Annotated in this window: 17 protein-coding genes and 1 rRNA gene; 4 read left to right on the top strand and 14 right to left on the bottom strand. The window is 71.7% G+C overall.

Annotation, left to right across the window (positions count from 1 at the left end):
• Window positions 1–32: 32 nt before the first annotated feature.
• From AC27IY_RS40410 to AC27IY_RS40370, 9 genes are all read right to left on the bottom strand, one after another.
• The gene (locus AC27IY_RS40410; protein ID WP_487181190.1) at window positions 33–1,334 is read right to left on the bottom strand and encodes a glycosyltransferase family 4 protein; all 1,302 of its coding nucleotides are present in this window, start codon (window positions 1,332–1,334) and stop codon (window positions 33–35) included.
• 276 nt (window positions 1,335–1,610) lie between these two features.
• Complete coding sequence (gene murJ, locus AC27IY_RS40405) at window positions 1,611–3,221, bottom strand: murein biosynthesis integral membrane protein MurJ (RefSeq protein ID WP_487181189.1); 1,611 nt, start codon at window positions 3,219–3,221, stop codon at window positions 1,611–1,613.
• Between the two features lie 112 nt (window positions 3,222–3,333).
• Window positions 3,334–4,188: a hypothetical protein gene (locus AC27IY_RS40400; RefSeq protein WP_449951441.1), complete on the bottom strand. Its 855-nt coding sequence runs from the start codon at window positions 4,186–4,188 to the stop codon at window positions 3,334–3,336.
• 1 nt (window position 4,189) lies between these two features.
• Window positions 4,190–5,167: a copper transporter gene (locus AC27IY_RS40395; RefSeq protein WP_344215847.1), complete on the bottom strand. Its 978-nt coding sequence runs from the start codon at window positions 5,165–5,167 to the stop codon at window positions 4,190–4,192.
• The gene (steA, locus tag AC27IY_RS40390) at window positions 5,164–6,360 is read right to left on the bottom strand and encodes a putative cytokinetic ring protein SteA (protein WP_344215906.1); all 1,197 of its coding nucleotides are present in this window, start codon (window positions 6,358–6,360) and stop codon (window positions 5,164–5,166) included. The genes AC27IY_RS40395 and steA overlap by 4 nt, the downstream gene beginning before the upstream one ends.
• 73 nt (window positions 6,361–6,433) lie before the next feature.
• Window positions 6,434–8,152 carry a DNA repair protein RecN gene (gene recN / locus AC27IY_RS40385; protein ID WP_423470406.1) on the bottom strand — a complete coding sequence of 573 codons (1,719 nt, stop codon included), beginning with the start codon at window positions 8,150–8,152 and terminating at the stop codon, window positions 6,434–6,436.
• Window positions 8,153–8,247: 95 nt separating this feature from the next.
• Entirely contained in the window at window positions 8,248–9,150 is a 903-nt protein-coding gene (locus AC27IY_RS40380; RefSeq protein WP_364453147.1) for an NAD kinase, read from the bottom strand.
• A complete protein-coding gene (locus AC27IY_RS40375; protein WP_487181188.1) occupies window positions 9,147–9,959 on the bottom strand; it encodes a TlyA family RNA methyltransferase in 813 nt (270 codons plus the stop codon). Before AC27IY_RS40375 ends, AC27IY_RS40380 begins: the two co-directional genes overlap by 4 nt.
• Window positions 9,956–10,249, bottom strand: coding sequence for a hypothetical protein (locus AC27IY_RS40370; RefSeq protein WP_487181187.1), 294 nt, complete (start codon window positions 10,247–10,249; stop codon window positions 9,956–9,958). Before AC27IY_RS40370 ends, AC27IY_RS40375 begins: the two co-directional genes overlap by 4 nt.
• Window positions 10,250–10,376: 127 nt before the next feature.
• Here AC27IY_RS40370 and AC27IY_RS40365 point away from each other — a divergent pair, with 127 nt between their 5' ends.
• Window positions 10,377–10,733 carry an SCP2 sterol-binding domain-containing protein gene (locus AC27IY_RS40365; RefSeq protein WP_344215853.1) on the top strand — a complete coding sequence of 119 codons (357 nt, stop codon included), beginning with the start codon at window positions 10,377–10,379 and terminating at the stop codon, window positions 10,731–10,733.
• A 228-nt stretch (window positions 10,734–10,961) separates the two neighbouring features.
• Here the strand turns inward: AC27IY_RS40365 and AC27IY_RS40360 are convergent, their stop codons facing one another.
• Together AC27IY_RS40360 and AC27IY_RS40355 are read right to left on the bottom strand one after the other, a co-directional pair.
• Window positions 10,962–11,936 carry an HAD-IIA family hydrolase gene (locus AC27IY_RS40360; RefSeq protein WP_449951431.1) on the bottom strand — a complete coding sequence of 325 codons (975 nt, stop codon included), beginning with the start codon at window positions 11,934–11,936 and terminating at the stop codon, window positions 10,962–10,964.
• Window positions 11,937–12,182: 246 nt separating this feature from the next.
• Window positions 12,183–12,605, bottom strand: coding sequence for a tetratricopeptide repeat protein (locus tag AC27IY_RS40355; protein ID WP_344215857.1), 423 nt, complete (start codon window positions 12,603–12,605; stop codon window positions 12,183–12,185).
• A 95-nt stretch (window positions 12,606–12,700) separates the two neighbouring features.
• On the opposite strand from AC27IY_RS40355, the gene AC27IY_RS40350 reads away from it, so the two are divergent.
• On the top strand, window positions 12,701–14,296 hold the full coding sequence (locus AC27IY_RS40350; protein WP_487181186.1) for a DUF1015 family protein: 1,596 nt from the start codon (window positions 12,701–12,703) through the stop codon (window positions 14,294–14,296).
• 694 nt (window positions 14,297–14,990) lie between these two features.
• On the opposite strand, the gene AC27IY_RS40345 is transcribed toward AC27IY_RS40350, so the two are convergent.
• Entirely contained in the window at window positions 14,991–15,428 is a 438-nt protein-coding gene (locus AC27IY_RS40345) for a single-stranded DNA-binding protein (RefSeq protein ID WP_487181185.1), read from the bottom strand.
• Between the two features lie 111 nt (window positions 15,429–15,539).
• On the opposite strand from AC27IY_RS40345, the gene AC27IY_RS40340 reads away from it, so the two are divergent.
• Window positions 15,540–16,466 carry an MBL fold metallo-hydrolase gene (locus AC27IY_RS40340; RefSeq protein ID WP_344215863.1) on the top strand — a complete coding sequence of 309 codons (927 nt, stop codon included), beginning with the start codon at window positions 15,540–15,542 and terminating at the stop codon, window positions 16,464–16,466.
• 506 nt (window positions 16,467–16,972) lie between these two features.
• On the opposite strand, the gene AC27IY_RS40335 is transcribed toward AC27IY_RS40340, so the two are convergent.
• Entirely contained in the window at window positions 16,973–18,118 is a 1,146-nt protein-coding gene (locus AC27IY_RS40335; protein WP_423448993.1) for a hypothetical protein, read from the bottom strand.
• Between the two features lie 1,615 nt (window positions 18,119–19,733).
• On the opposite strand from AC27IY_RS40335, the gene AC27IY_RS40330 reads away from it, so the two are divergent.
• Window positions 19,734–20,480: an SAM-dependent methyltransferase gene (locus AC27IY_RS40330; protein ID WP_487181184.1), complete on the top strand. Its 747-nt coding sequence runs from the start codon at window positions 19,734–19,736 to the stop codon at window positions 20,478–20,480.
• 49 nt (window positions 20,481–20,529) lie between these two features.
• Here AC27IY_RS40330 and rrf read toward each other — a convergent pair.
• Window positions 20,530–20,646 (bottom strand): 5S ribosomal RNA (rrf, locus tag AC27IY_RS40325).
• Window positions 20,647–20,684: the final 38 nt, after the last annotated feature.

Below are 20,684 nucleotides of genomic sequence, written 5' to 3'. Positions count from 1 at the left end.
ATCCCGTGGCATCCGCACTGTCTCGCCCGTATTTAGGGCGCTTCGTACACATTCAGGACACTCTCCACCGCTTCGTTGCCGTCCGGCATCTCCTGCCCGCGCCGCACAGCCGCCGCCGCCAGCCGCTCCGCGGTCCCCGGCTCCTCCAGCAACATCCGTACGGCCGCGCGCAGCGCGGGAACGTCCCCGTACGGAACGAGAATCCCGGCATCACCCACGATCTCCGGGATCCCCCCGACGGCGGTGGCAATCACCGGTTTCCCGGCCATGAGAGCCTCCCTGATGCTGAGCGGCTGACCCTCCCAGCGAGTGGCGGTCACCACGGCGGTCGCCGCACCGAGCAGATCGGGCACGTCGTCACGATTACCGAGCAACATCACCGGCAGCCCTTCGGCCGCGATCCGCCGCTCCAACTCCCCACGCAACGGCCCTTCACCAGCGACAACGAACAACGGCCTCCCTACCCCCGTCCTGCCCTTGCCGTCGTCCGGGGCCTCTTCCCATGGCCCTGCAGCAACGCCGGGTTCGGCCGGAGCGTCCTCCCGTGCCTCAGCAGCGACGCCGAGCTCGGCCGGAGCCTCCCCCCGTGGCCCAGTCGCGACGCCGAGCTCAGCCGGAGCCTCCTCCCACGGCCCGGCGGCGACATCGAGCAGGGTCTCCAGGCCCTTCTGCTGGGCGAGCCGCGCGACCGTCAGCAGGATGGGCCGCTCCCCCGCGCCCAGCTCGTCCGCGACCTCGCGCGGGGTGCGCTTGGCCGGGCGCAGCGGCGGCGCGGGCACCAGGGCCGCCCGGACGTCCCGCGCCCCGAGCCGCGTCATGCGCTCGCCGAGGTCGGGCGAGACCACCAGCACCCGGTCGGCTCGCCGGGCCACGATCCGCTCCAACACCCCGTAGACGAAACCGACGAGCCCGCCCGCGGTCAACGCGTTGTGCAATGTCACCACCAACGACCGGCGCCGCCCCGATGCGCCGAGCGCCACCAGTGACCGACGCTGCCTCGATGTGCCGGCCGCCACCGGCGACCCGCGCCGCCCCCATGTGCCGAGCGCCGCCAGTGCCCCGGCGCGCAGCCCGTGGGCGTGCACGACGTCGGCGTCCCGCGTCACCCGCCGCAGCGCGAGCACCGCGCGCACGTCAGCCATGGGACGAGGCCGGTCCGCCACGGCCACCTCCACGAAGCGCGCCCCTGTCTCGCCGTACGCGAACTGCTCCTCCACGCTGCGCGGCCCCGCCACCAGCACCTGATGCCCCCGCCGCGTCAGCCCTTCGGCCAGCATCCGCACATGCCGCCCCGTACCGCCGGACGTGGTGCCCAGCACGAACGCCACCCGCACGCCCACCCCTCCCTCAGTTCCAACACTCACCTGTGACCAGCCGGCTCCAACCCCTCAGCCCACCGGCCCCACGCCAACAGCCTTCCAGCTCCAACGGCAAGCCAGTCCGATGACCTTCAATCCCGACCGCCCTACAGGTCTCCCGAGCGCCGGTCAGCTCCGACGGGCCTCCCATCTTGCAAGCCTTCAGCCCGACGGCTCTCCTTCCCGAAGGCCCCCGTCACCATCCCGACGGCCCTCCATCCCGAAAGCCCCCATCACCATCGGGACGGCGGGTCAACCTCGGCGGCGACGCAGCAGCGCGATCACCACGCCTGCGTCAGCCCGGTCCACCACCGCCACGACCGCACCGCCCACGCCCGCCGCCACCACGGCGGCGAGCACCGCGGCACCGACGTTCGCCCAGATCCCCTCGGCCCCGAGCCACCCGGCCACGGCGTCCCCGGCGAGGTAGCCCAGCACCCCGCCACCGGCCGCCGCCCCCAGGGCCCGTCCCAGCCCGGCCGCGGCAGCGCCGCCGCGCGCCCGTACGACGGCGGCCAGCAGCAGCGCCCCGCCCGCCGTCATGCCCACGCTCATGCCGAGCGCCATCCCGCCGACCTCCCACCCTCTGGGCAGCGCCAGCGCGAGAACGGTCTGCGCGACCATGGTCACAACCCACCCCGCCACGGTGCCGGCCGCCGCCTCCCGCCCGCGCCCGGCCGCGTACAGCACCCGGCTGAGCTGCGCGATGAGCCCGTAGCCCACCAGCCCCGGCGCGAACAGCGCGACCGCCCGCGCCAGATCCACCGCAGGCACCTCGCTCTTCATCCCGAGGAACACCACCGCCCCCGGCCCGGAGGCCGCCGCCAGCACGCCGGCCGCCAGCCCCGACACCAGCACCACCGCCCGCGTGGTGCGCGCCGCCAGCCCCGCGAACGCCTCGGGCTCCCCGGCCTGCGCGGACAGCCGGGGGAACGCGCTGGTGGCGATGGGCACGGCCAGCACCGCATACGGCACCAGATAGATCGCCCACGCGTAGTTGTAGACCGCGATCGCCCCGGTGCCGACCACGTTGTTGGCCAGCAACACCACCACGATCATGGCCGCCTGCTGCGCCAGCAGCGCCGCGACGCCCGCGAGCGCGAGCCGGCGCACCTGCCCGGCCACCCCGTCGGGGAAGCGCAGCACCGGCCGCCACCGCAACCCCAGCCGCGCCGTCGGCCCCAGCACGGTGAGCACCAGCGACAGCACCCCCAGGCTGGTGCCTATCGACAGCGCCAGCTCAGCCGGCCCGGGCACGGTGGCCGGATTGCTGTCGCCTCCGCTGAGCGGCACGAACATCAGATACGCCACGATCACCACGATGCTCGACACGAGCGGCGCCACCGCCGGCCCGGCGAACCGGTTGTGCGCCTGCAGCACGCCGTAGAGCACGACGGCGACGCCGTACAGCGGGATCTGCGGCGCGAACACGGCGAGCATCCGTGCCGCCACGGCCGTGACCGCCCCGACGTCGCAGCCCCCCTTGAGCTGCGACCCGAAGAACAGCCCGATGACCGGCCCGGCGAACACGGCGGTGAGCACCGCCAGCGGCACCAGCACCACGACCACCCAGGTCAGCAGCGCTGAGCCGATCTGACCGACCCGCTCACGGTCGCCCTCGCCGCCGCCCGCGTGCCGGGCCAGCACCGGCACGACCATCCCGGCCAGCGCCCCGCCGACGACCACCTCGAAGACGATGTTGGGGATCTGGTTGGCCGTCATGTAGGCCGAGGCCAGGCAGTTGGTGCCGACCGTCTGGGCGAAGGCGTACTGCTTGGCGAAGCCCGCCACGCGCGCGAGCACGGTGATGGCCCCGATGAGCACGGCCCCGCCGGCCACGCCCCGCGCCGTCACGACTCCCATCCGGCCTCCCTCGCCCCCGCGCGGGTTTTCCGCGCGGACATCATCCTGGCAGGCCACGCCGACACTCGCGCGTCAGGAGGGGTCACCTGTGGATAACGCGGGACCGGCCGGGTCAGGCGGGCGCGACGGGCCGTCGGCCGAGCATGTCGATGCGGTTGAGCACCGGGTTCCCGGCGATGACCTTGGTGAAGCTGATCTTCTCCGAGGCGGCGGTGAGCGCTGCCACGGTGCCGAGCAGGGCGTAGCGGCCGGGCCGGCCGAGCCGGGTGACGGCGGCCAGGCCGAGCAGCGCGCCCAGGGCGTTGGCGCCGGCGTCGCCGAGCATGGCACGCTCGCCGAGGTCGTCGGGCAGCAGCGCGGCGGCGGCGCCGAGCGGCACAGCGGCCAGCGCCGCGGCGGCGGGCGAGCCGCGCAGCAGCGAGGCGGCCAGCAGCGGCCCGCCGGTCAGCAGGGCGACCTTGATGGCACGGCCGGGGCGCAGGTCGAAGAGATTGGCGAGGTTGGCGGCGCCGGCGATGGCGGCCCCGTTGACCACCACGTCGAGCGGGCCGCCGCCGGCGAGCGCGGCGGCGCCGAGCCCGGTGGCGCCGATGCCGAGGATCTTCACCGCGCCGCTGGTGACCTCGCCGCGGGCCAGCGCGGTCAGGTGGCCTTTGAAGCCTTTGGAGGACGTCGTGCCGTACAGGTCGTCGTAGGCGCCGAGCGCGCCGCTGCCCGCGCCCGCGACGAGGGCGGCCAGGCGCAGCCGGCCGGGCAGGCCGGGCGTGAGCGCGGCCGCCGCGCTCGCCCCCGCGACGAACGCGGGGCCCTCCAGGAGGGTGATGGGCTCGCCGCGGTGGTTCTTGCGCGTCCAGCGGCCGGTCAGGTCGTCGGGCTGCCGGTTACGGGTGAAGGCGGCGTAGGCGGCGCGGGCCGCGACGGCGCCGATGGCGGCGCCGGCGAAGGCGTGGAGCAGTCCTCGGGCCATGTCAGCTCCCTGACTGGGCGGATGGGGTCGGGCTGGGGGTGACGGCCGCCGGCAGGGGCGCGGTGGCGCCCTTGCCGATGCCGTACTGGCCGGCGTGCCCGGCCAGTTGTTCCCGCAGAGCGTAGACCATGACGACGCGGCCCACGGGCATGTCGGCGGTGTCGACGGTGGACACGCGCTTGGCGACCTCACTGTCGTCGCGGACGGCGCCGATGAGGTCGCCGGGCAGCGCGATGTTCGCGGCGGTCCCGGCGAGCACGGTGCCGCCGCCCGCCGTGTCGAACCCGTCGGCGACCGAGACCAGCGCCCCGGCCAGGGTCTCGGCGGTCTCGCCCTCGAACGGCTTCTCCGGCGCGAACATGACGGCGAGCGTGGCCCGTTCGGCCGGGTTGTCCTCGACGTTGAGCAGGCCGCCGGTCTCGAACGCGTCGAGCACGCCGGCGGTGGCGGTGTTGGCGGTGCCGGCCTGGGCGGAGTCGTTGGTGACGAGGGCGCCGGCCAGCAGCGAGGCGGCCCGGTCGTAGCTGGTGGCGGTGGCGGGGAAGACCATGTTGGCCGGTTTGAGCTGATCGACCAGCCCGTCGATGACGCCCTTGCTCTCGGGGTCGAGGAACTTCTCCGTCAGCGTGACCCGCCCGCTGACCTTGGCGCCGGCCTCGTCGAGCACCTGCTGGGCGGCCTCGCGCACGCTCGTGCTGGAGCCGGGCGCCTCGATGAGCAGCACGCGCTGCCCGGCGAGCTCGGAGGCCACCATCTGCGGGGTGCGCGCGGCGATGAACGCGTCGTTGCCGGCCTGCCGCCCGCGCAGCGCGTCGAGGTCGGCGCGCAGGCCGTTGTTGGCGCTGGTCAGCTCGTCGCTGGTGCGCTTGGCCAGGTCGAGCGCGGGGTCCTGGAGCAGGGTGGTGCCCAGGATGATGCCCACCGCCAGCGCCAGGAAGATCGCGACGATGGAGACGAGGTGATAGCGGAAATCGATCACGAGAAGAGTCCGACCAGCCAGAAGATGAACGCGTTCCAGACGTCTTGCAGGCCGTTCAGCCAGGTCTTGCCCAGCGGCGAGAAGACCAGCGCGACGCCCATCGTGAACAGCGCGGTGAGCACGAGGAGCAGCAGCTGTGAGGTGGAGATACGGCTGCGGTAGAGCCTGCTGACGCCCTTGGCGTCGATGAGCTTGCTGCCGATGATGAGCCGGGTGAGGAAGGTGCTGGCCATGCCGGAGCGCCCCTTGTCGAGGAACTCCTCCAGCGTGCCGTGCGTGCCGACGGCGACGATCAGCTCGGCGCCCTTGTCGTCGGCGAGGAGCATCGCGATGTCCTCGCTGGTGCCGGTGGCGGGGAAGATCACCGCTTCGCGGCCGAGCTGGTGGACGCGCTCCAAGCCGGGGGCCCTGCCGTCGCGGTAGGCGTGGACGACGAGCTCGGCGCCGCAGGTCAGCGCCTTGGTGGAGACCGAGTCGAAGTCGCCCACGATCACGTCGGGCAGGTAGCCGGCCTCCAGGAGCGCATCGGCGCCGCCGTCGACGCCGACCAGGACGGGCCGGTATTCGCGGATGTAGGGGCGGAGGGTGGCGATGTCCTCCTTGTAGTGGTATCCGCGCACCACGATGAGGACGTGCCTGCCCTCCATCTCCGTGCGGATCTCGGGCACGCCGACGCCGTCGATGAGCAGCTTGCCCTCGCCACGGACGTACTCCATGGTGTTGACCGCGAACGCCTCGATCTGCACCGAAAGCCCCGCCCGCGCCTCGGCCATGGCCGCCTCGACCGCTTCGAGGGTCTGCTCCTCGCCCTTGCCGACGACGTCGTCGTCCAGGTGGACGACACCGTCGCAGAGCCGGACGACGTCGCCGTCCTTGATGCGCTCGAACAGCTCCGGGCTGGCGTTGTCGACGAACGGCACGCCGGCTTCGAGCAGGATCTGCGGCCCCAGGTTGGGATAGCGGCCGCTGATGCCGGCCGCGACGTTGACCACGGCGGCGGCACCGCATGCGACCAGGGCCTCCGCGCTGACCCGGTCCACGTCGACATGGTCGATGATCGCGATTTCACCGGGCCCGAGGCGCTTGGTGAGCCTCTTGGTGCGCCGGTCGATCCTCGCCACTGCCGTGATGCCGGGAAGGTCACCGACCTTCCTGCCGCGGAGGCCCGGCAATCTGCTTCCCGGAACCTTCATCATGACCATCCTGCCAGAGCGAAACAGCGGAGAGGCCACGCATCACGTGGCGTGTCCACTATGTCACCCACGATCACCTGTCCGCCGCGGCGAGCCCCAGCAGCTCCTCAGCGTGCGCCCGGCCGAGCTCGGAATCCTCCAGACCCGCCAGCATGCGCGACAGTTCGCGTACGCGGCCCTCGTGGTCGAGCGTGGTGACGCCACTGCGCACCACGCTGCCGTCACTGGCCTTCTCGACCACCAGGTGCTGGTCGGCAAAGGCCGCCACCTGCGGCAGATGTGTGACGACTATCACCTGCGCGGTGCGGGCCAGGCGGGCCAGGCGGCGCCCGATCTCGACCGCCGCCTTGCCGCCGACGCCCGCGTCCACCTCGTCGAAGACGAACGTCGGCACCGGATCGGCGCCCGCGAAGACGACCTCGATGGCGAGCATGACGCGGCTCAGCTCGCCGCCGGAGGCGCCCTTGGTGAGCGGCAGCGGCGGCGCGGCGGGATGGGCGGCCATCCGCAGCTCGACCTCGTCGACGCCCTCCGGCCCGAACTCGGCGCTCCGCGTGAGCTGCACCACGACCCGGGCGTGCGGCATGGCGAGCGCGGTCAGCTCCTCGGTGACGGCCTGGCCGAACCGCTCGGCGGCGGCCTCGCGCACCCGGGTGAGCTCGGCGGCGAGGTCGGTGAGCTTGTCGGTCAGCTCGTCGTGCTCGCGGGTCAGCTCGTCGATGCGCTCGTCGTCGCCCTCCAGCTCGGCGAGGCGGGCGGCGGCGCGCTGCGCCCAGGCGAGGACGCCGGCGCTGTCAGCGCTCTGCTCGCCGTATTTGCGGATGAGCCCGGACAGCACCGAGCGGCGCTCCTGCACGACCGCCAGCCGGGACGGGTCGGCCTCGATCGACTCGGCGTAGGAGGCGAGGTCGGTGGCGACGTCGGAGATGAGGTAGCCGGCCTCGGCGAGCCGGTCGGCGACCCCGGCGAGCTGGGGGTCGAAGTCGCGCACCGCCTCGACGGCCGCGCGGGCCTCGCCGAGCAGGGAGATCACGTCGTGGGCGCCGCCCGCGGCCTCCATGGGGTCGCCGAGCAGCGCGGTGTGGGCCGTGGTGGCGGCGCTGCGCAGCGCGTCGGCGTGCGAGAGCCGCTCCTCCTCCTCGCGCAGCTCGACGTCCTCGCCCGGCTTGGGGTCGACCTTCTCGATCTCCTCCAGGCCGAAGCGGAGCAGGTCGGCCTCCTGGGTCCGCTCCCTGGCGCGGGTGGTCAGCTCCTCCAGCTGCACGGCGACCTGCTTGTGCCGTTTGTACGCCTGCGTGTACGCCCGCAACGGCTTGACCAGCTCCTCACCGGCATAGCGGTCGAGCGCGGCGCGCTGCCTGGCGGGCTGGAGCAGCCGCTGCTGGTCCATCTGCCCGTGCACGGCCACGAGGTCGTCGGCGAGGTACGTCAGAGTGCCGACGGGCACCGTGCGCCCGCCCAGCCAGGCCCTGGAGCGGCCCTCCGCCGAGACGGTGCGCGAGATGATGAGCTCGCCGCCCTCGACGTCGCCGCCGGTGTCCTCGACCTGCTGGGCCACCCGGCCGCCTGGCTCGACGACGAGCGTGCCCTCGACCCTGGCCCGCTCGGCCCCCGGCCGGATCCTGGACGGGTCGGCCCGGCCGCCGAACAGCAGCCCGAGCCCGGTCACGACCATCGTCTTGCCCGCGCCGGTCTCACCGGTCACCACGTTGAAGCCCGGGCTGAGCTCTAGGACGGCCTCGTCGATGACGCCGAGCCCCTGGATGCGGACCTCCTCGACCCTTGGTCGCACTGCCCACTCCCGTCACTGCTGTGCCTGCCGATCACACGGCCCGTTCCCCGAACACGTGTGCCCACGCGATCCTACGCGGTCCTGCTTCCATTCACTCAGGGTCGCACCCTTCCGCGCCAGCCCTGGACGGGTAGCTCGAACTTGGCGACCAACCTGTCGGTGAACGGCGCGCCGGTGTCCTCGACGCCGTGCAGCCGCGCCAGCCGGACCGGCTCGGCTCCCCTGCGCACCTCCACCCTCGTGCCGGACGGCAGCTCGAAGCGGCGCCGCCCGTCGCACCACAGCACCCCGCCGGGAGTCTCCGGCAGGATCTCCACGGCCAGGGTGGACCGCGGCGAGACCACCAGTGGCCTGGCGAACAGGGCGTGGGCGCTGATGGGCACCATGAGCAGCGCCTCGACCTCAGGCCACACGACCGGCCCGCCCGCGGAGAAAGCATAGGCGGTCGAGCCGGTCGGCGTGGCGCAGATCACGCCGTCGCAGCCCCACCGCGACAGCGGCCGGCCGTCGATCTCGGCGACGACCTCCAGCATGCGCTCCTGCTTCTCGACCGTGGCCTCGTTGAGCGCCCACGTGTCGGCCAGGATCTTGCCGTTCTGCCGGGCGAGGACGTCGATCGTCATGCGCTCCTCGACGTCGTACCGGCCGGCCACGACGGCGTCGACGGCCCCGGCCAGGTCGTCGACCTCGGCCTCGGCCAGGAACCCGACATGCCCCAGGTTGACCCCCAGCAGCGGCGTGCCGGCCGGCCTGGCCATCTCGGCGGCGCGCAGCAGCGATCCGTCGCCGCCGAGCACGATCATGACCTCGGCGTCCTTGGCCGCGCCGGGCTCGTCGCCGGGCACGGCCTCGACCCCGGCACAGCCGATCTCGGCGTACTCGGATTCGAGCACCCGCACGGCGATGCCCGCGTCCACCAGCCGGTTGATCACCAGACGGGCGCTCTCGACGGCGGCGCCCCGCCCGGTGTGTACGGCGACCAGCACGGTCCGTTTCATTGCGGCCCTTCCGCCACGGCACGCTCGATCTCGGCCTCCAGGTCGGCGACCGGAGGCTCGCCCTCTCCCTTGCCCAGCCAGAGCAGGTATTCCACATTGCCCGACGGCCCCGGCAGCGGGCTGGCGGTCACCCCGCGCACGCTCAGCCCCAGCTCCTGAGCCTTGGCGGCGGCGTCGCGCACGGCCTGCGCGCGCAGCGCCGGATCGCGGACCACGCCGCCCGCCCCCACGAGCTCCTTGCCCACCTCGAACTGCGGCTTGACCAGCATCACGAAATCGGCGCGCGGCGCGGCGACGGCGGCCAGCGCGGGCAGCACCAGCCGCAGCGAGATGAACGACAGGTCGCCCACGACCAGCGTCGGCGGCTCCCCCACCATCTCCGGGGTGAGGTCGCGGACGTTGACCCGCTCCATCACCGTCACCCGCTCGTCGGTGCGCAGCGACCAGGCGAGCTGGCCGTAGCCGACGTCGACGGCCAGCACGTGGGCCACGCCGCGGCGCAGCAGCACGTCGGTGAACCCGCCGGTGGACGCGCCGGCGTCGAGGCACCTGCGCCCTTCGACGGCGAGCGCCGGGAACGCCTCCAGCGCGCCGAGCAGCTTGTGCGCGCCGCGCGAGACGTAGTCGGGACCGTCGGGGGACGTGGCGACGACGATGGCGGAGGCGGTGTCGACCTGGGTGGCGGGCTTGCGCGCGGTCTGGCCGCCGACCATGACCCGGCCGTCGTCGATGAGCTGGGCCGCCTGCTCGCGCGACCTCGCCAGGCCGCGGCGCACCAGCTCGCTGTCGAGGCGGATGCGCCGGCTCACCGCTCTCCCCGCGCCACCTGGCCCACCTGAGCGGCCCACGCATCACCCGGTCGGGGGGCGTCGGCCTGGTGAACCGTTTCCCGGCGTTCCGGCTGGTGGGCCGCGCCCGCCATCTCGTGCAAGGCCCGCGCCGGGTCGTCGTCCACGGCCCCCAGTGCGGCCTCCAGCGCCGAGAACGCCTCCTCGAAGATCCGCGGATGCTCGCCCACGGGCAGCTCGCCCAGGCGGCCCAGGCCGGCCACGATGGCGTCGACCCGGTCGTCGCCGGTCTCGTGCGGCAGCTCACTCATGACTCGACGGTAACGCCTCCCGCGAGCACCCGGGACCTTGGCAGGCGTGTCACTCGTTGTAGGTCGTACGGGGGTGCTAGTCATGTGGAACGCTACGGTCCGCATAGGCCCGACCAAGAAGGAGAGGATGCTCACCATGGCAAGCGTCGAGGAGTGCCGGACGGCACTGGCCAAGCTCGTCGCGCAGTTCGACGAGATCGACGAGCAGGACCGTGCCAAGCATGTGGTCGAACGCACGGTCAGCTGCCGGATCTCCGATCTCGACGTGACCTTCTACGGGCGGCTGCACCACGGGGGGCTGGATCCGTTCACGGAGCAGCCGCCGCCGGGCGGCAAGCCCGCCGACGTCAAGCTCACGATCGTGAGCAACGACCTGATCGCGCTGGTGGACGGCGAGCTGGACCTGGCGCGGGCGCTGCTCGGGGGCCGGGTGAAGGTCGACGCCAGCTTCGGCGACCTCCTCCGCCTACGCCGCCTGCTCTGACCGGCTCGCCCGGCCGCACCAATTTTTCGGCGACGAGCGAACAACGAAACCGCTCCGCCGCAGACGAGATTCCACCACACCCGGCGATGACCAGGCAGCCGGCGACAGTCGGCGAACCACCGATCCAGCCTCCCCAAGCACACAGCCACCCAAGGCGCCCGACCCTCAAAGGCGCTCGGTCATCAAAGGCACCCGGCCGTCGGAAGGGTCCCGGTCATCACGGGCAGCTCAACCGGCGATGCGCTCAAGGACCGGCTTCACGGCGTCCTCCTCCACCCGCCCTTCGCCGGCCGCCGCCCAGGCCGCGTCGCACGCCGCCCGCAGTCCGTCGATGCGGCTGCCGTCCCCCTCCAGATGCAGCACGCCGTCGCGCCACCGCGCCTGCCATCCACCGCACGCGCCGTCCCGCACCTCGGGATAGTCCGCGAGCAGGGCCCCCAGATCCTCGGCCACGAACGTCGGCCGGTGCCGCGGCTCGGCCGTCAGCACATCGGCCGCCGTGGCCACCCCGGTCAGCACCAGCAGGGACTCCACCCCGGCGTTGGACGCCCCTTCGATGTCGGTGTCCAGCCGATCCCCCACCACCAGCGGCCTCCGGGCCCCCGTACGGATCATCGACTCCCTGTGCAACGGCGGGTCCGGCTTGCCCGCGTACACCGGCTCAACCCCGGTCGCGGCCGCGATGACCCGCACCATGGCCCCGTTGCCAGGCAGTTCGCCACGCCCGGTGGGCATGGTGCTGTCCCCGTTGGACGCCACGAACCACGCCCCTTGCCGCACCGCCAGCGCGCCTTCCGACAGCAGCGCGTACGACAGCCCCGGCGCGATCCCCTGCACCACGGCGACCGGCGCCTCGAAGGCGGTCGAGACCGGCCGCAGCCCTCGGGCCCGTACGGCCATCCGGAGCCCCGACCCACCCACCACGAGCACCGCCGACCCCGGCGGCACCCGCTCCGCGATCAGCCGCGCCGCCGCCTGCGCCGACGTCACGACGTCCTCGGCGGTGGCCGGCGCGCCCAGTTCCCGCAGGTGCGCCGCGATGGCGGCGGGGGTCCGCGAGGCGTTGTTGGTGACGTACGCCAGCCGTACCCCCCGTGCCCGCGCCTCGTCGAGCGCGGCCGGCGCGCCCGGTACCGCGCGGGGGCCCAGGTAGACCACGCCATCCAGGTCGAGCAGCAAAGTGTCGTACCCGTCGATCAGCACCGCGCCTCTTCCCGTTCGACTCACATGCCGCGTGAGACTCTAGCGCCGCGCCCCGCCGCCCCCGCGGACTGCCCATGCCCCTGGCCAAGAACACCACCGGTGCTACACACGCACCTACGCCAGCCACCGCAGCCTCGGCGCTCTGTACGTCGCTCTGTACGTCACCGCCGGCACAGGGCCCAGACGCCGCCCACCAATGAGCCACCCGCCGACACGCGGGGGAACGAGCGAACCCTCCTCCTACGACTACATCTCCCGCCGAGCCCGCAGCGTGGCACGCACACTCTTCAACGCCGACACGTAATGCCGCTCATCAGGACGCATCGCAACAGCGATCGCCAGCGGTTCCTGCGCCCCTTCGATGTCCCCGGTACGCCACAACGCCAGCCCCAGCCCGAAGTACGCGTAGTCCTCAGCTGGATTGGCCTCGACGATCTGCCGGAAACTCGCCGCCGCCTCGGTGTACTGCCGCGAGTTGAACTGCGCCCGCGCCAACGCCTCACGGATGCTGCGCGACTCCGGTTCGACCTCCGCAGCCCGTTCCAGCAATGCGGCCGCCGCCGCCGGACTGCCGTCCTTCAGCAGCTTTACCCCACGCTGGTACCAATCGTAAACACTGCCCCGGGGAGTACCCGAGGTCTCATCATGGGCGTTTCCTTCTCCAACCATCGGCGAGACTCCCTCCATCGCTGGACGACGAACACGCCCTGTCCCGCCACGGAGGCAGGGCACGGTTGCAAACCGAGGGGCGATTTCCGGAAGGCATGACCATCTATGGCAGCATGCCCGGTATGGGGACTCCTGAACTGCCAGTGCCCGATGGACTGGTGCTACGGCCCTTCCGAGGCGTACGTTTCGCCGTCGAAGATCCCGCCAAGGTAACCTCCCCGCCCTACGACCTGATCTCCGACGCGGACGTCGACGCGCTCCTCCACCTGCACCCGAACAACGTCGTCCGCCTCATCCTTCCTCGCACCCCCCGCCTGGATTCCGCCCACACCACTTCTGCCACTCAACCCCTTCCCGATACCGCCGCCCCCTCTCCTGCCACCCACGCCCTTCCTGCCGAAGACGCCTTCCCTGCCGTTGACGAACTCCCACCGGAGACGCGTTACGCCGAGGCCCGGGACACCCTGCAGGCGTGGCTTCATGCAGGCATCCTGGTCCCGGACGAGCGCCCGGCCCTGTACGTGTACGAGCAGCACGGCCCGTACTTCCTGCAACGCGGCCTGATCGGCGACGTCGCCCTGACGGACCCCGGTCAGCACGTCATCCTTCCGCACGAGGACGTGATGCCCGGCCCCATCGCCGACCGCCTCGCCCTCATGAGCACCACCCAGGCGAATCTGGAGCCGATCTTCCTCCTCTACGACGGCGCCGGCGGCCCGACGACCCGCCTCGTGGAGAAGGTGGCCACCCGTCGTCGCCCCCTGATGTCGGCCACGACGGAGGACGGCGTCACCCACCGCCTCTGGGCGATCACCGACGCGTCCGAGATCGCCACCATCAACGCCGATCTCCGCGACCGCCAAGCTCTGATCGCCGACGGCCACCACCGCTACGCCACCTACCGCGTCCTCCAACGCCAGGAACGCCTGGCCCATCCTCCTGCCGAGCCCTCACCCACGCCCAGCGACACCGCCCCCAGAGGCGAGGCATCCGGCAACGCAGTGCCCGCCAGCGCCGTGCGCAGCAGCAGTGCTGCAGGGCCTGGTGACGCCGGCACCGACCCCACACCAGCACCTTCCTCCCCGGCGGACGGCTCGCACCAGCCTCCTTCCACCACTCTGGTAGCCCCCTGGGACTTCGGTCTGGCCTTGCTGGTCGACTCGACCGCCTATCCGCCCGACCTCAAAGCGATCCACCGCGTCATCCCCGGCCTCCCCCTGGCGAAGGCGGCCGCCCAGGCCCGCCAGTCCTGGCGGGTCCAGGAGTTCGGCACCCTCGCGGCGGGCCTGGCCGCGTTCGAGAACAGCCCGGACCCGGCCTTCCTCCTGGCTGACGAAGCCGGCGCATACCTGATCACCGACCCCGACCCCGTCCAACTGGCTCATGCCATGCCGGCTGACCACTCCGACCGCTGGAACTCTCTCAACACCTCCATCCTGAGCGAGTTCATCCTGCCGAAGGTGTGGGGTATGCGTGACGACGAGCAGGCGGTACGTATCGTGCACCATGACGTCGAGGCCGCCGCCAAGCTCGCGACCAGCACCAACGGCACTGCCGTGATCCTCAAGCCGCTAGCGACCGAGGACGTCCTGGCCGTCGCCGCCGGCGGCGAACGCGTCCCCCGCAAATCCACCTCCTTCGGCCCCAAACCCCGAACTGGTCTGGTCCTCCGCACCTTCGCCATCAACTGACAGACGAATAGCTGCCCAGACGAGACAGCGCTATCAGGCACGCCGCTCCCACCCGCCACCTCCCCGACCCCTCAGCTGACCCCACAACCAACCGGCCCACAACCACGGGACCACAGCCAACCGAGCGGCATAACCAACCGAGCGGCACAGCCAACCCGAGCGGCACAGCCAACCGGACCCACAACTAACTGGACCCACAACCAACTGGGCCTCCAGCCAACGCGTCGGCGCGGAAGCCGATGTCGGTGTTCTCCCGGCCGGGCGCGCGCGCGGAATCGGGCGAAGCACGGCCGCGCGATAGACCGGCGCAGAACCATCAGAGCCCAAGCTCGCTTGGGCTTGCAGCCAATCGGGCCTACGCCAACGCGTCGGCGCGGAAGCTGAAGTCGGTGTTCTCCCGGCCAGGCGGCGGGCGGAAGCAGATGAACCAGGGCCTTGCGACAGACCGGGCGCGAAACCACCGGAGCCCAAGTCGCTGCTGAGCCAGCCACTTACTGCTGAGGCAGCTCTCAACGCCTCTGAGCACGCACACCTCGCCGCCCCTAGGACGCCAGCGGCATGCGCCTCGTCGCCCGTAGGAACCCAGCGGTGTGCGCCTCGTCGCCGGCAGACGAGGCGCACGGGCTGGCGCGACAGCCCTAGCCCTTGGTCCGCGTGCTCTCATCCCCTCCGCCGCGTTGGATGAGGCAGGAGATCAGCTCGCTCGGGCGAGTTGCAGCACCCGCCTCGGCACCAATGGCGTCACCGTCCCCCTGGCCTCCTCGCCGACGCCGTCCCCGTCTCCATCCCCGTCCGGTGGATCTTCCGCAGCCACGACGACATCAACGGGTTTCGCGCTGGTCACCTCCACCTCGTACTTCCAGACCTTGGCTCCTGTCGGGCCGAAGATGCGGCAGCGGAAGGAGCCGGTGACCTGCAGATAGTCGCGTGGTTTGAGGCCGCGGACGACGTCTGCCGTCTCGGGGCTGAAGGTGACGCACGGGACACTGTCCGTCAGCGTCCCGCCGCGGCGCTGCCGCCGGCGGCGCCGTACGATGATGCGCCACTTCGTGACGGTGTCACCGCTCGGCAGGGTGTGGTCCTCGGGCGCCGCCGAGAGCCGTCCCACCAGCAAGACCTCGTTCCGGTCCATTCCTCGTCCCTCCTGTCGGTGCTCTGCCGGAGATCACTCTTTACGATGAAGAGGAGCCCGGAACGGCCGAGCGCCATTCTGGGGACAACGGCTGCACGCTCGGGAGTACCTGTGGACAACATCACCGCGCTGGGCGGCGACGTCTATGAGATCGACACCAGGATGGCCGGATACGCAGGCATCACCGCCGGATACCTGATCCTGGGCGACCGGCCATGCCTGGTAGAGACCGGTACCTCGACCTCCGCCCCGGTAGTCCGCGACGCGCTCGCGTCCCTCGGCGTCGGGCCGGAGGACCTCGCCACCGTCGTCGTGACCCACATCCACCTCGATCACGCCGGCGGAGTGGGGGACATCGCCAGGTTCTTCCCGTCCGCGCAGGTGGTCGTACACGAGAAGGGCGCGCGGCACCTGGCCGACCCCTCGCGGCTCATGGCGAGCGCCCGGATGGTGTGGGGCGACCGGCTCGACACCCTCTTCGGCGAGCTGTCACCCACCGAGGCCGAACGCATCGTCGCCCTCGGCGACACCGGCGCCATCGATCTCGGCAACGGACGCACGCTGAGCAGCCACTACTCCCCCGGTCACGCCAAGCATCACGTGGGCCTCGTCGACTCCGCGACCGGCGACCTGTACGTGGGCGACGCAGCAGGCGTGTACCTCCCCGAGACCGGCGACCTGCGTCCCGCCACGCCGCCGCCGGACTTCGACCTGCAGACCGCCCTCGATTCGATCGCCCTGTTCAAGGCGCTCGGGCCGCAACGTCTGCTCTTCAGCCACTACGGCCCGGTTGGTGCGGTTCAGGACACCCTCGACCGATCTGCCGAGGAACTCCGAGTCTGGGTGGATCTGACCCGGCAGGCCCACTCCGAGGGCCTGGACCTGGACCATGCCATCGCCATGGTTCGAGACCGTACGAAGGAGCGCTACACCGCGCTGAAGGCGGACGACGCGACGGCCGAGCAGTTCGAGCTGTTGAGCGGAGCTCCGTCAAACGTCGCCGGCATCCTCCACTGGCTCGACCGCGTGTCGCCATAACCTGCTGCCACCCGCCAATCCGCTGACCTGCAGCGCACAGCCATCGCGAGATTGGACAGCTCGACCGAACAAAGGGCTTGGAACGCACGCGACCAAGCTCATCGCACACGCCCGGAGGTCCCTCTGCTGTAGGTACGGGAACCGCCACCGGTACGCCGACGCTCGGCCAGCAGCCACGCTGCTGCTGCCAGAGGACCAACCGGAGCATGTGGCGCCGAACGGCCCAGCGCGACATCACAGGCATGCCCAGCACCGGGCTGCGGCGTCACAGGCGGACCTGGCACTGCTGTCGAACGGGCGAGGCCAGCGTCGGTAGTCGGACAGGGACGGACGGCACGAGCAGCCATGTCAACGGCGCACCGACACCGGTCTCACGTGCGGGCCTGACAGGGCAAGGCCCGGTGCAGGTGGCATTCGGCCGCAGAACGCACAAACTCCGCCGTCCCGCGCACATCGCGGCGGTACGGCGGAGCATGTGTCCAGCTTTCAGCGATCAGCGAGCGATGCTAGTCGTCCGCCTTCGGCCGCTTGGGAGCGGGCCCGTCTTCCTCGTCCAGGACATCGCCGAAGTTCGGCTCGATGAAAGCGGGCGTGATGCCGGGAGTCTCCGCCGGAGCGGCGACAGCGCCTGCGGAGCTACCCTGCTGCACAGCAGCGTCGCCGGCGCCTTCCTCCCCCTCCGAAACATCCGAGTCGTCGGACTCGTGAGCCTCGTTGGCGGTGTCGGCCCGCGGTGCCTCCGCGACCTCATCCCCGCGGCCGGCGGCCTCGTCCGACGTGACATCGGTGGCAGCGGCGACATCCTCGTCATCCGCCGCGCCGGCAGGCTCAGACCCCTCGCCCAGCAGGTCGTCGGCCTCGGCGAGAGAGGCGTCATCGTCCTCCGGCTCCTCGTCCACGGTCACGGCGCTCTCTCCGCCGTCCGCCGCACCGGCGTCGTCGAAGTCGTCCTCGTAGTCCGCGTCCTCCTCGACATCCTCGATGACGGAGCCGGTCAGCTCGGCGTACCGCTCGGCCGCGTCCGTCTCACCGTCCTCGTCGAACGCCATGGCCCGCGCGAACCACTCGGTCGCCGCCTCCGTCTGCCCGGCGTCGATGAGGGCGTCGGCGTACGCGAACGCCAGCCGCGCCGACCACGGCCGCGGCTGCGGGTCGCGCAGCTCCGGCAGGCGCTGGAGAGTGATGACGGCCGCGTCGTGCTGGCCCAGGTCACGGCGCGCGCCGGACTCGACGATGGTCAGCTCGATGCGTCCGGCCCGGTCGAGGCGCTCGGCCTCGGGCGAACGCACAAGGTCGATGGCCCGCTCGGGACGTCCCATGCCGCGTTCGCAGTCGGCCATGACCGGAAGGTACGCCTCGGACCCCGTCAGCCGCCGCGCCGCCCGCAGATCGCTCAGCGCCTCGGAGAAATGCCCGGCACGGTACGCGACGATGCCGGCAGCCTCCCGCACGACCCCGATCCGGGCCGCGAACCTGCGCGCCACCTTCGTGTGCTCGTGCGCCCTTTCGGGGTCTTCGTCCTCCAGGGCCCGCTCGGCGGCGACCAGGTGCCGACCGACCAGGTTGGCGAGGTCGTTAGGCAGGGAACGCAGCTCCTCGAGGACTTCCTTGTCCAGCTCGTCCGCGGTGATGTCGGGCGCGATCTCGGGCATCTGCTCGCGCTGCGCGTTCTCGGAGTCGCGGTCGGACCTGCCGTATCTGGCGCGGGTACCGGCTCCGCCGTGATCGTCACGCCTGGGGCGGTCGTCCCGGGAGAACGGCCGAGGACCCCGGTCGCCGCCTTCGCGACGCGGGCCTCGGTCATCACGGAAGCCACCGCCCTCACGACGCGGTCCGTACCCGGACCCCTCGCGACGCGGTCCACGGTCGTCCCGATCCCGGAACCCGCCGCCCTCGCGACGCGGCCCACGGTCGTCACGGTCCCGGAACCCGCCGCCCTCACGGCGCGGCCCGCGATCCTCGCGGAAGCCACCCTCACGGCGCGGACCCCGATCGTCACGGAACCCGCCCATGCGGCGCGGGCCCCGGTCATCCCTGAACCCGCCGCCCTCGCGACGGGGCCCACGGTCATCACGATCCCGGAACCCGCCGCCCTCACGGCGCGGCCCGCGATCCTCACGGAAGCCACCCTCACGACGGGGACCCCGATCATCACGGAACCCGCCGCCCTCACGGCGCGGGCCACGATCGCCGTAACCCGATCCCTCGCGACGCGGCCCGCGATCGTCACGGTCCCGGAACCCGCCGCCCTCGCGGCGCGGACCCCGGTCATCACGGAAGCCACCCTCGCCACGCGGCCCGCGGTCGCCGTAACCGCCCTCTCGCCTGGGACCGTAACCCGGCCCCTCGCGACGCGGCCCGCGATCGTCACGGTCCCGGAACCCGCCGCCCTCGCGACGGGGACCCCTGTCACCGTAACCACCTTCGCGCCGGTCGCCGCTGTAACCCCCACGGCCGCCGCGGCTCTCACCGTAACCGCCCTCTCGGCGCGGCCCGCGGTCATCACGGTCCCGGAACCCGCCGCCTTCACGGCGCGGACCCCGGTCATCACGGAAGCCACCCTCGCGACGGGGACCCCGATCGTCGCGGAACCCGCCGCCCTCACGACGCGGCCCACGATCGCCGTAACCCGGTCCCTCGCGACGCGGCCCACGATCATCCCGATCCTGGTACGTTCGCCGCTCTTCGCCACGCCCACCACGATCGTCCCGATCGCGGTACGGCCGACGGTCGTCACCGCGCTGCCCGCGGTCGAATCCTTCGCGGCCCTCGCGGCGCGGCCCGCGGTCACCATAACCGCCTTCGCGCCTGCCGCCATATCCGGAGCCGGCGCCCTCACGGCGCGGACCCCGATCCTCGCGGGAGCCGTCGTCCCTGCGCGGCCCGCGGTCGTCCCGGCCGTACGAGCGGCCCCTGTCACCGGAACGGAACGGACGGTCGCTGCCGGAGTCCCGCCCGCGCGAGGCGTATCCCCCGCTCCTGTCGCTCCCTCCGGAGCGCCTGTCCTCGAAGTCGCCGCGCCCGCGCTCTCCGCCGTCCGGTCCGTTATCTCTGTTCACTTCTGGTCCATTTCGTTGAGCTCACCCAGCGGACTCACAACGACGGTCCACCGTGGCTGGTCGCCGCCCGCCCTCGGGCCTTACGCGACGAAGGCCACCGTGGAGGTGGCCCGGTCCCTCCAGCCTAGCAAGCCGAAGTACGTCCACGAGACCGGCTCATGCGCATAAATGGGTTGCCGTAAATCCAGGACGCGCAAGACTTCTCGTCATGTCACTACGCTTTCACGAAATCGCCGAGGCCCGGCACCGCATTCTGAACCCGCTGACCGACGACAAGCTCGCCCTGCTCGGCGAGATCTGCCGCATCACTCCCGGCACCCGCCAGCTGGATCTGGCCTGTGGCAAGGGAGAGTTGCTTTCCCGCTGGTCCGCCGAACACGGCCTGGAAGGCGTCGGCGTGGACATCAGCAAGGTCTTTCTCGAAGCAGCGAGAGCCCGCGCGGAGGAGCTGGGCGTGTCCGGACGCGTGGAATTCGTGGAAGCCGACGCCGGCACCTACGAAACGGCTCCTGAATCGTTCGACATCGTTTCCTGTATCGGCGCGACGTGGATCGGCAACGGCCTCGAGGGCACCTTGTCCCTCATGCGCCGGCACCTCCGCCCGAACGGCATCGTCCTCGTCGGCGACTGCTATTGGCAGACCCCGCCTCCGCGCGAGGCCCGCGCGGCGGTGGGACTGGAGGACGACAACCTGGCGACCTCGCTCATCGGCACGAACGACCGCATCGAGGAGGCCGGCTTCGAGCTGCTGGACATGGTCCTGGCCAGCCCGGACAGCTGGGACAGGTACGTGGCCAGCCAGTGGTGGACGATCAGCGACTGGTTGCGCGACAACCCGGACGACCCTGACGCGCCTGCGATGCGCGACTTCCTGACCCAGGCACGCCGTTCCCACCTGGAGTACGGCCGCCAGTACCTGGGCTGGGGCGTCTTCGTCCTCCGTCCGAACCCGTAAATGCAGAAGGGCCCCGACTGAACCAGTCGGGGCCCTCCATATAAAGATTGTCCGGCGGTGACCTACTCTCCCACACCCTCCCGAGTGCAGTACCATCGGCGCAGAGAAGCTTAACTTCCGGGTTCGGAATGTAACCGGGTGTTTCCTTCCCGCCATAACCGCCGTAACCCTCCGAAACAAACAAACACAGCCGTGTTTGCAGTC

The sequence above is a fragment of the Nonomuraea sp. B208 genome (genome assembly GCF_057536035.1).
Note: the sequence above shows the minus strand (reverse complement) of the source record. Positions and strands in the feature narration are given on the sequence as shown.

What these genes read in the sequence shown, in the direction of transcription:
- murJ (WP_487181189.1), bottom strand. Translation starts at nt 3,221, where the DNA reads ATGGGAGTCGTGACGGCGCGGGGCGTGGCCGGCGGGGCCGTGCTCATC.
- AC27IY_RS40400 (WP_449951441.1), bottom strand. Translation starts at nt 4,188, where the DNA reads ATGGCCCGAGGACTGCTCCACGCCTTCGCCGGCGCCGCCATCGGCGCC.
- steA (WP_344215906.1), bottom strand. Translation starts at nt 6,360, where the DNA reads ATGAAGGTTCCGGGAAGCAGATTGCCGGGCCTCCGCGGCAGGAAGGTC.
- AC27IY_RS40380 (WP_364453147.1), bottom strand. Translation starts at nt 9,150, where the DNA reads ATGAAACGGACCGTGCTGGTCGCCGTACACACCGGGCGGGGCGCCGCC.
- AC27IY_RS40370 (WP_487181187.1), bottom strand. Translation starts at nt 10,249, where the DNA reads ATGAGTGAGCTGCCGCACGAGACCGGCGACGACCGGGTCGACGCCATC.
- AC27IY_RS40365 (WP_344215853.1), top strand. Translation starts at nt 10,377, where the DNA reads ATGCTCACCATGGCAAGCGTCGAGGAGTGCCGGACGGCACTGGCCAAG.
- AC27IY_RS40355 (WP_344215857.1), bottom strand. Translation starts at nt 12,605, where the DNA reads ATGGTTGGAGAAGGAAACGCCCATGATGAGACCTCGGGTACTCCCCGG.
- AC27IY_RS40350 (WP_487181186.1), top strand. Translation starts at nt 12,701, where the DNA reads ATGACCATCTATGGCAGCATGCCCGGTATGGGGACTCCTGAACTGCCA.
- AC27IY_RS40345 (WP_487181185.1), bottom strand. Translation starts at nt 15,428, where the DNA reads ATGGACCGGAACGAGGTCTTGCTGGTGGGACGGCTCTCGGCGGCGCCC.
- AC27IY_RS40335 (WP_423448993.1), bottom strand. Translation starts at nt 18,118, where the DNA reads ATGCCCGAGATCGCGCCCGACATCACCGCGGACGAGCTGGACAAGGAA.
- AC27IY_RS40330 (WP_487181184.1), top strand. Translation starts at nt 19,734, where the DNA reads ATGTCACTACGCTTTCACGAAATCGCCGAGGCCCGGCACCGCATTCTG.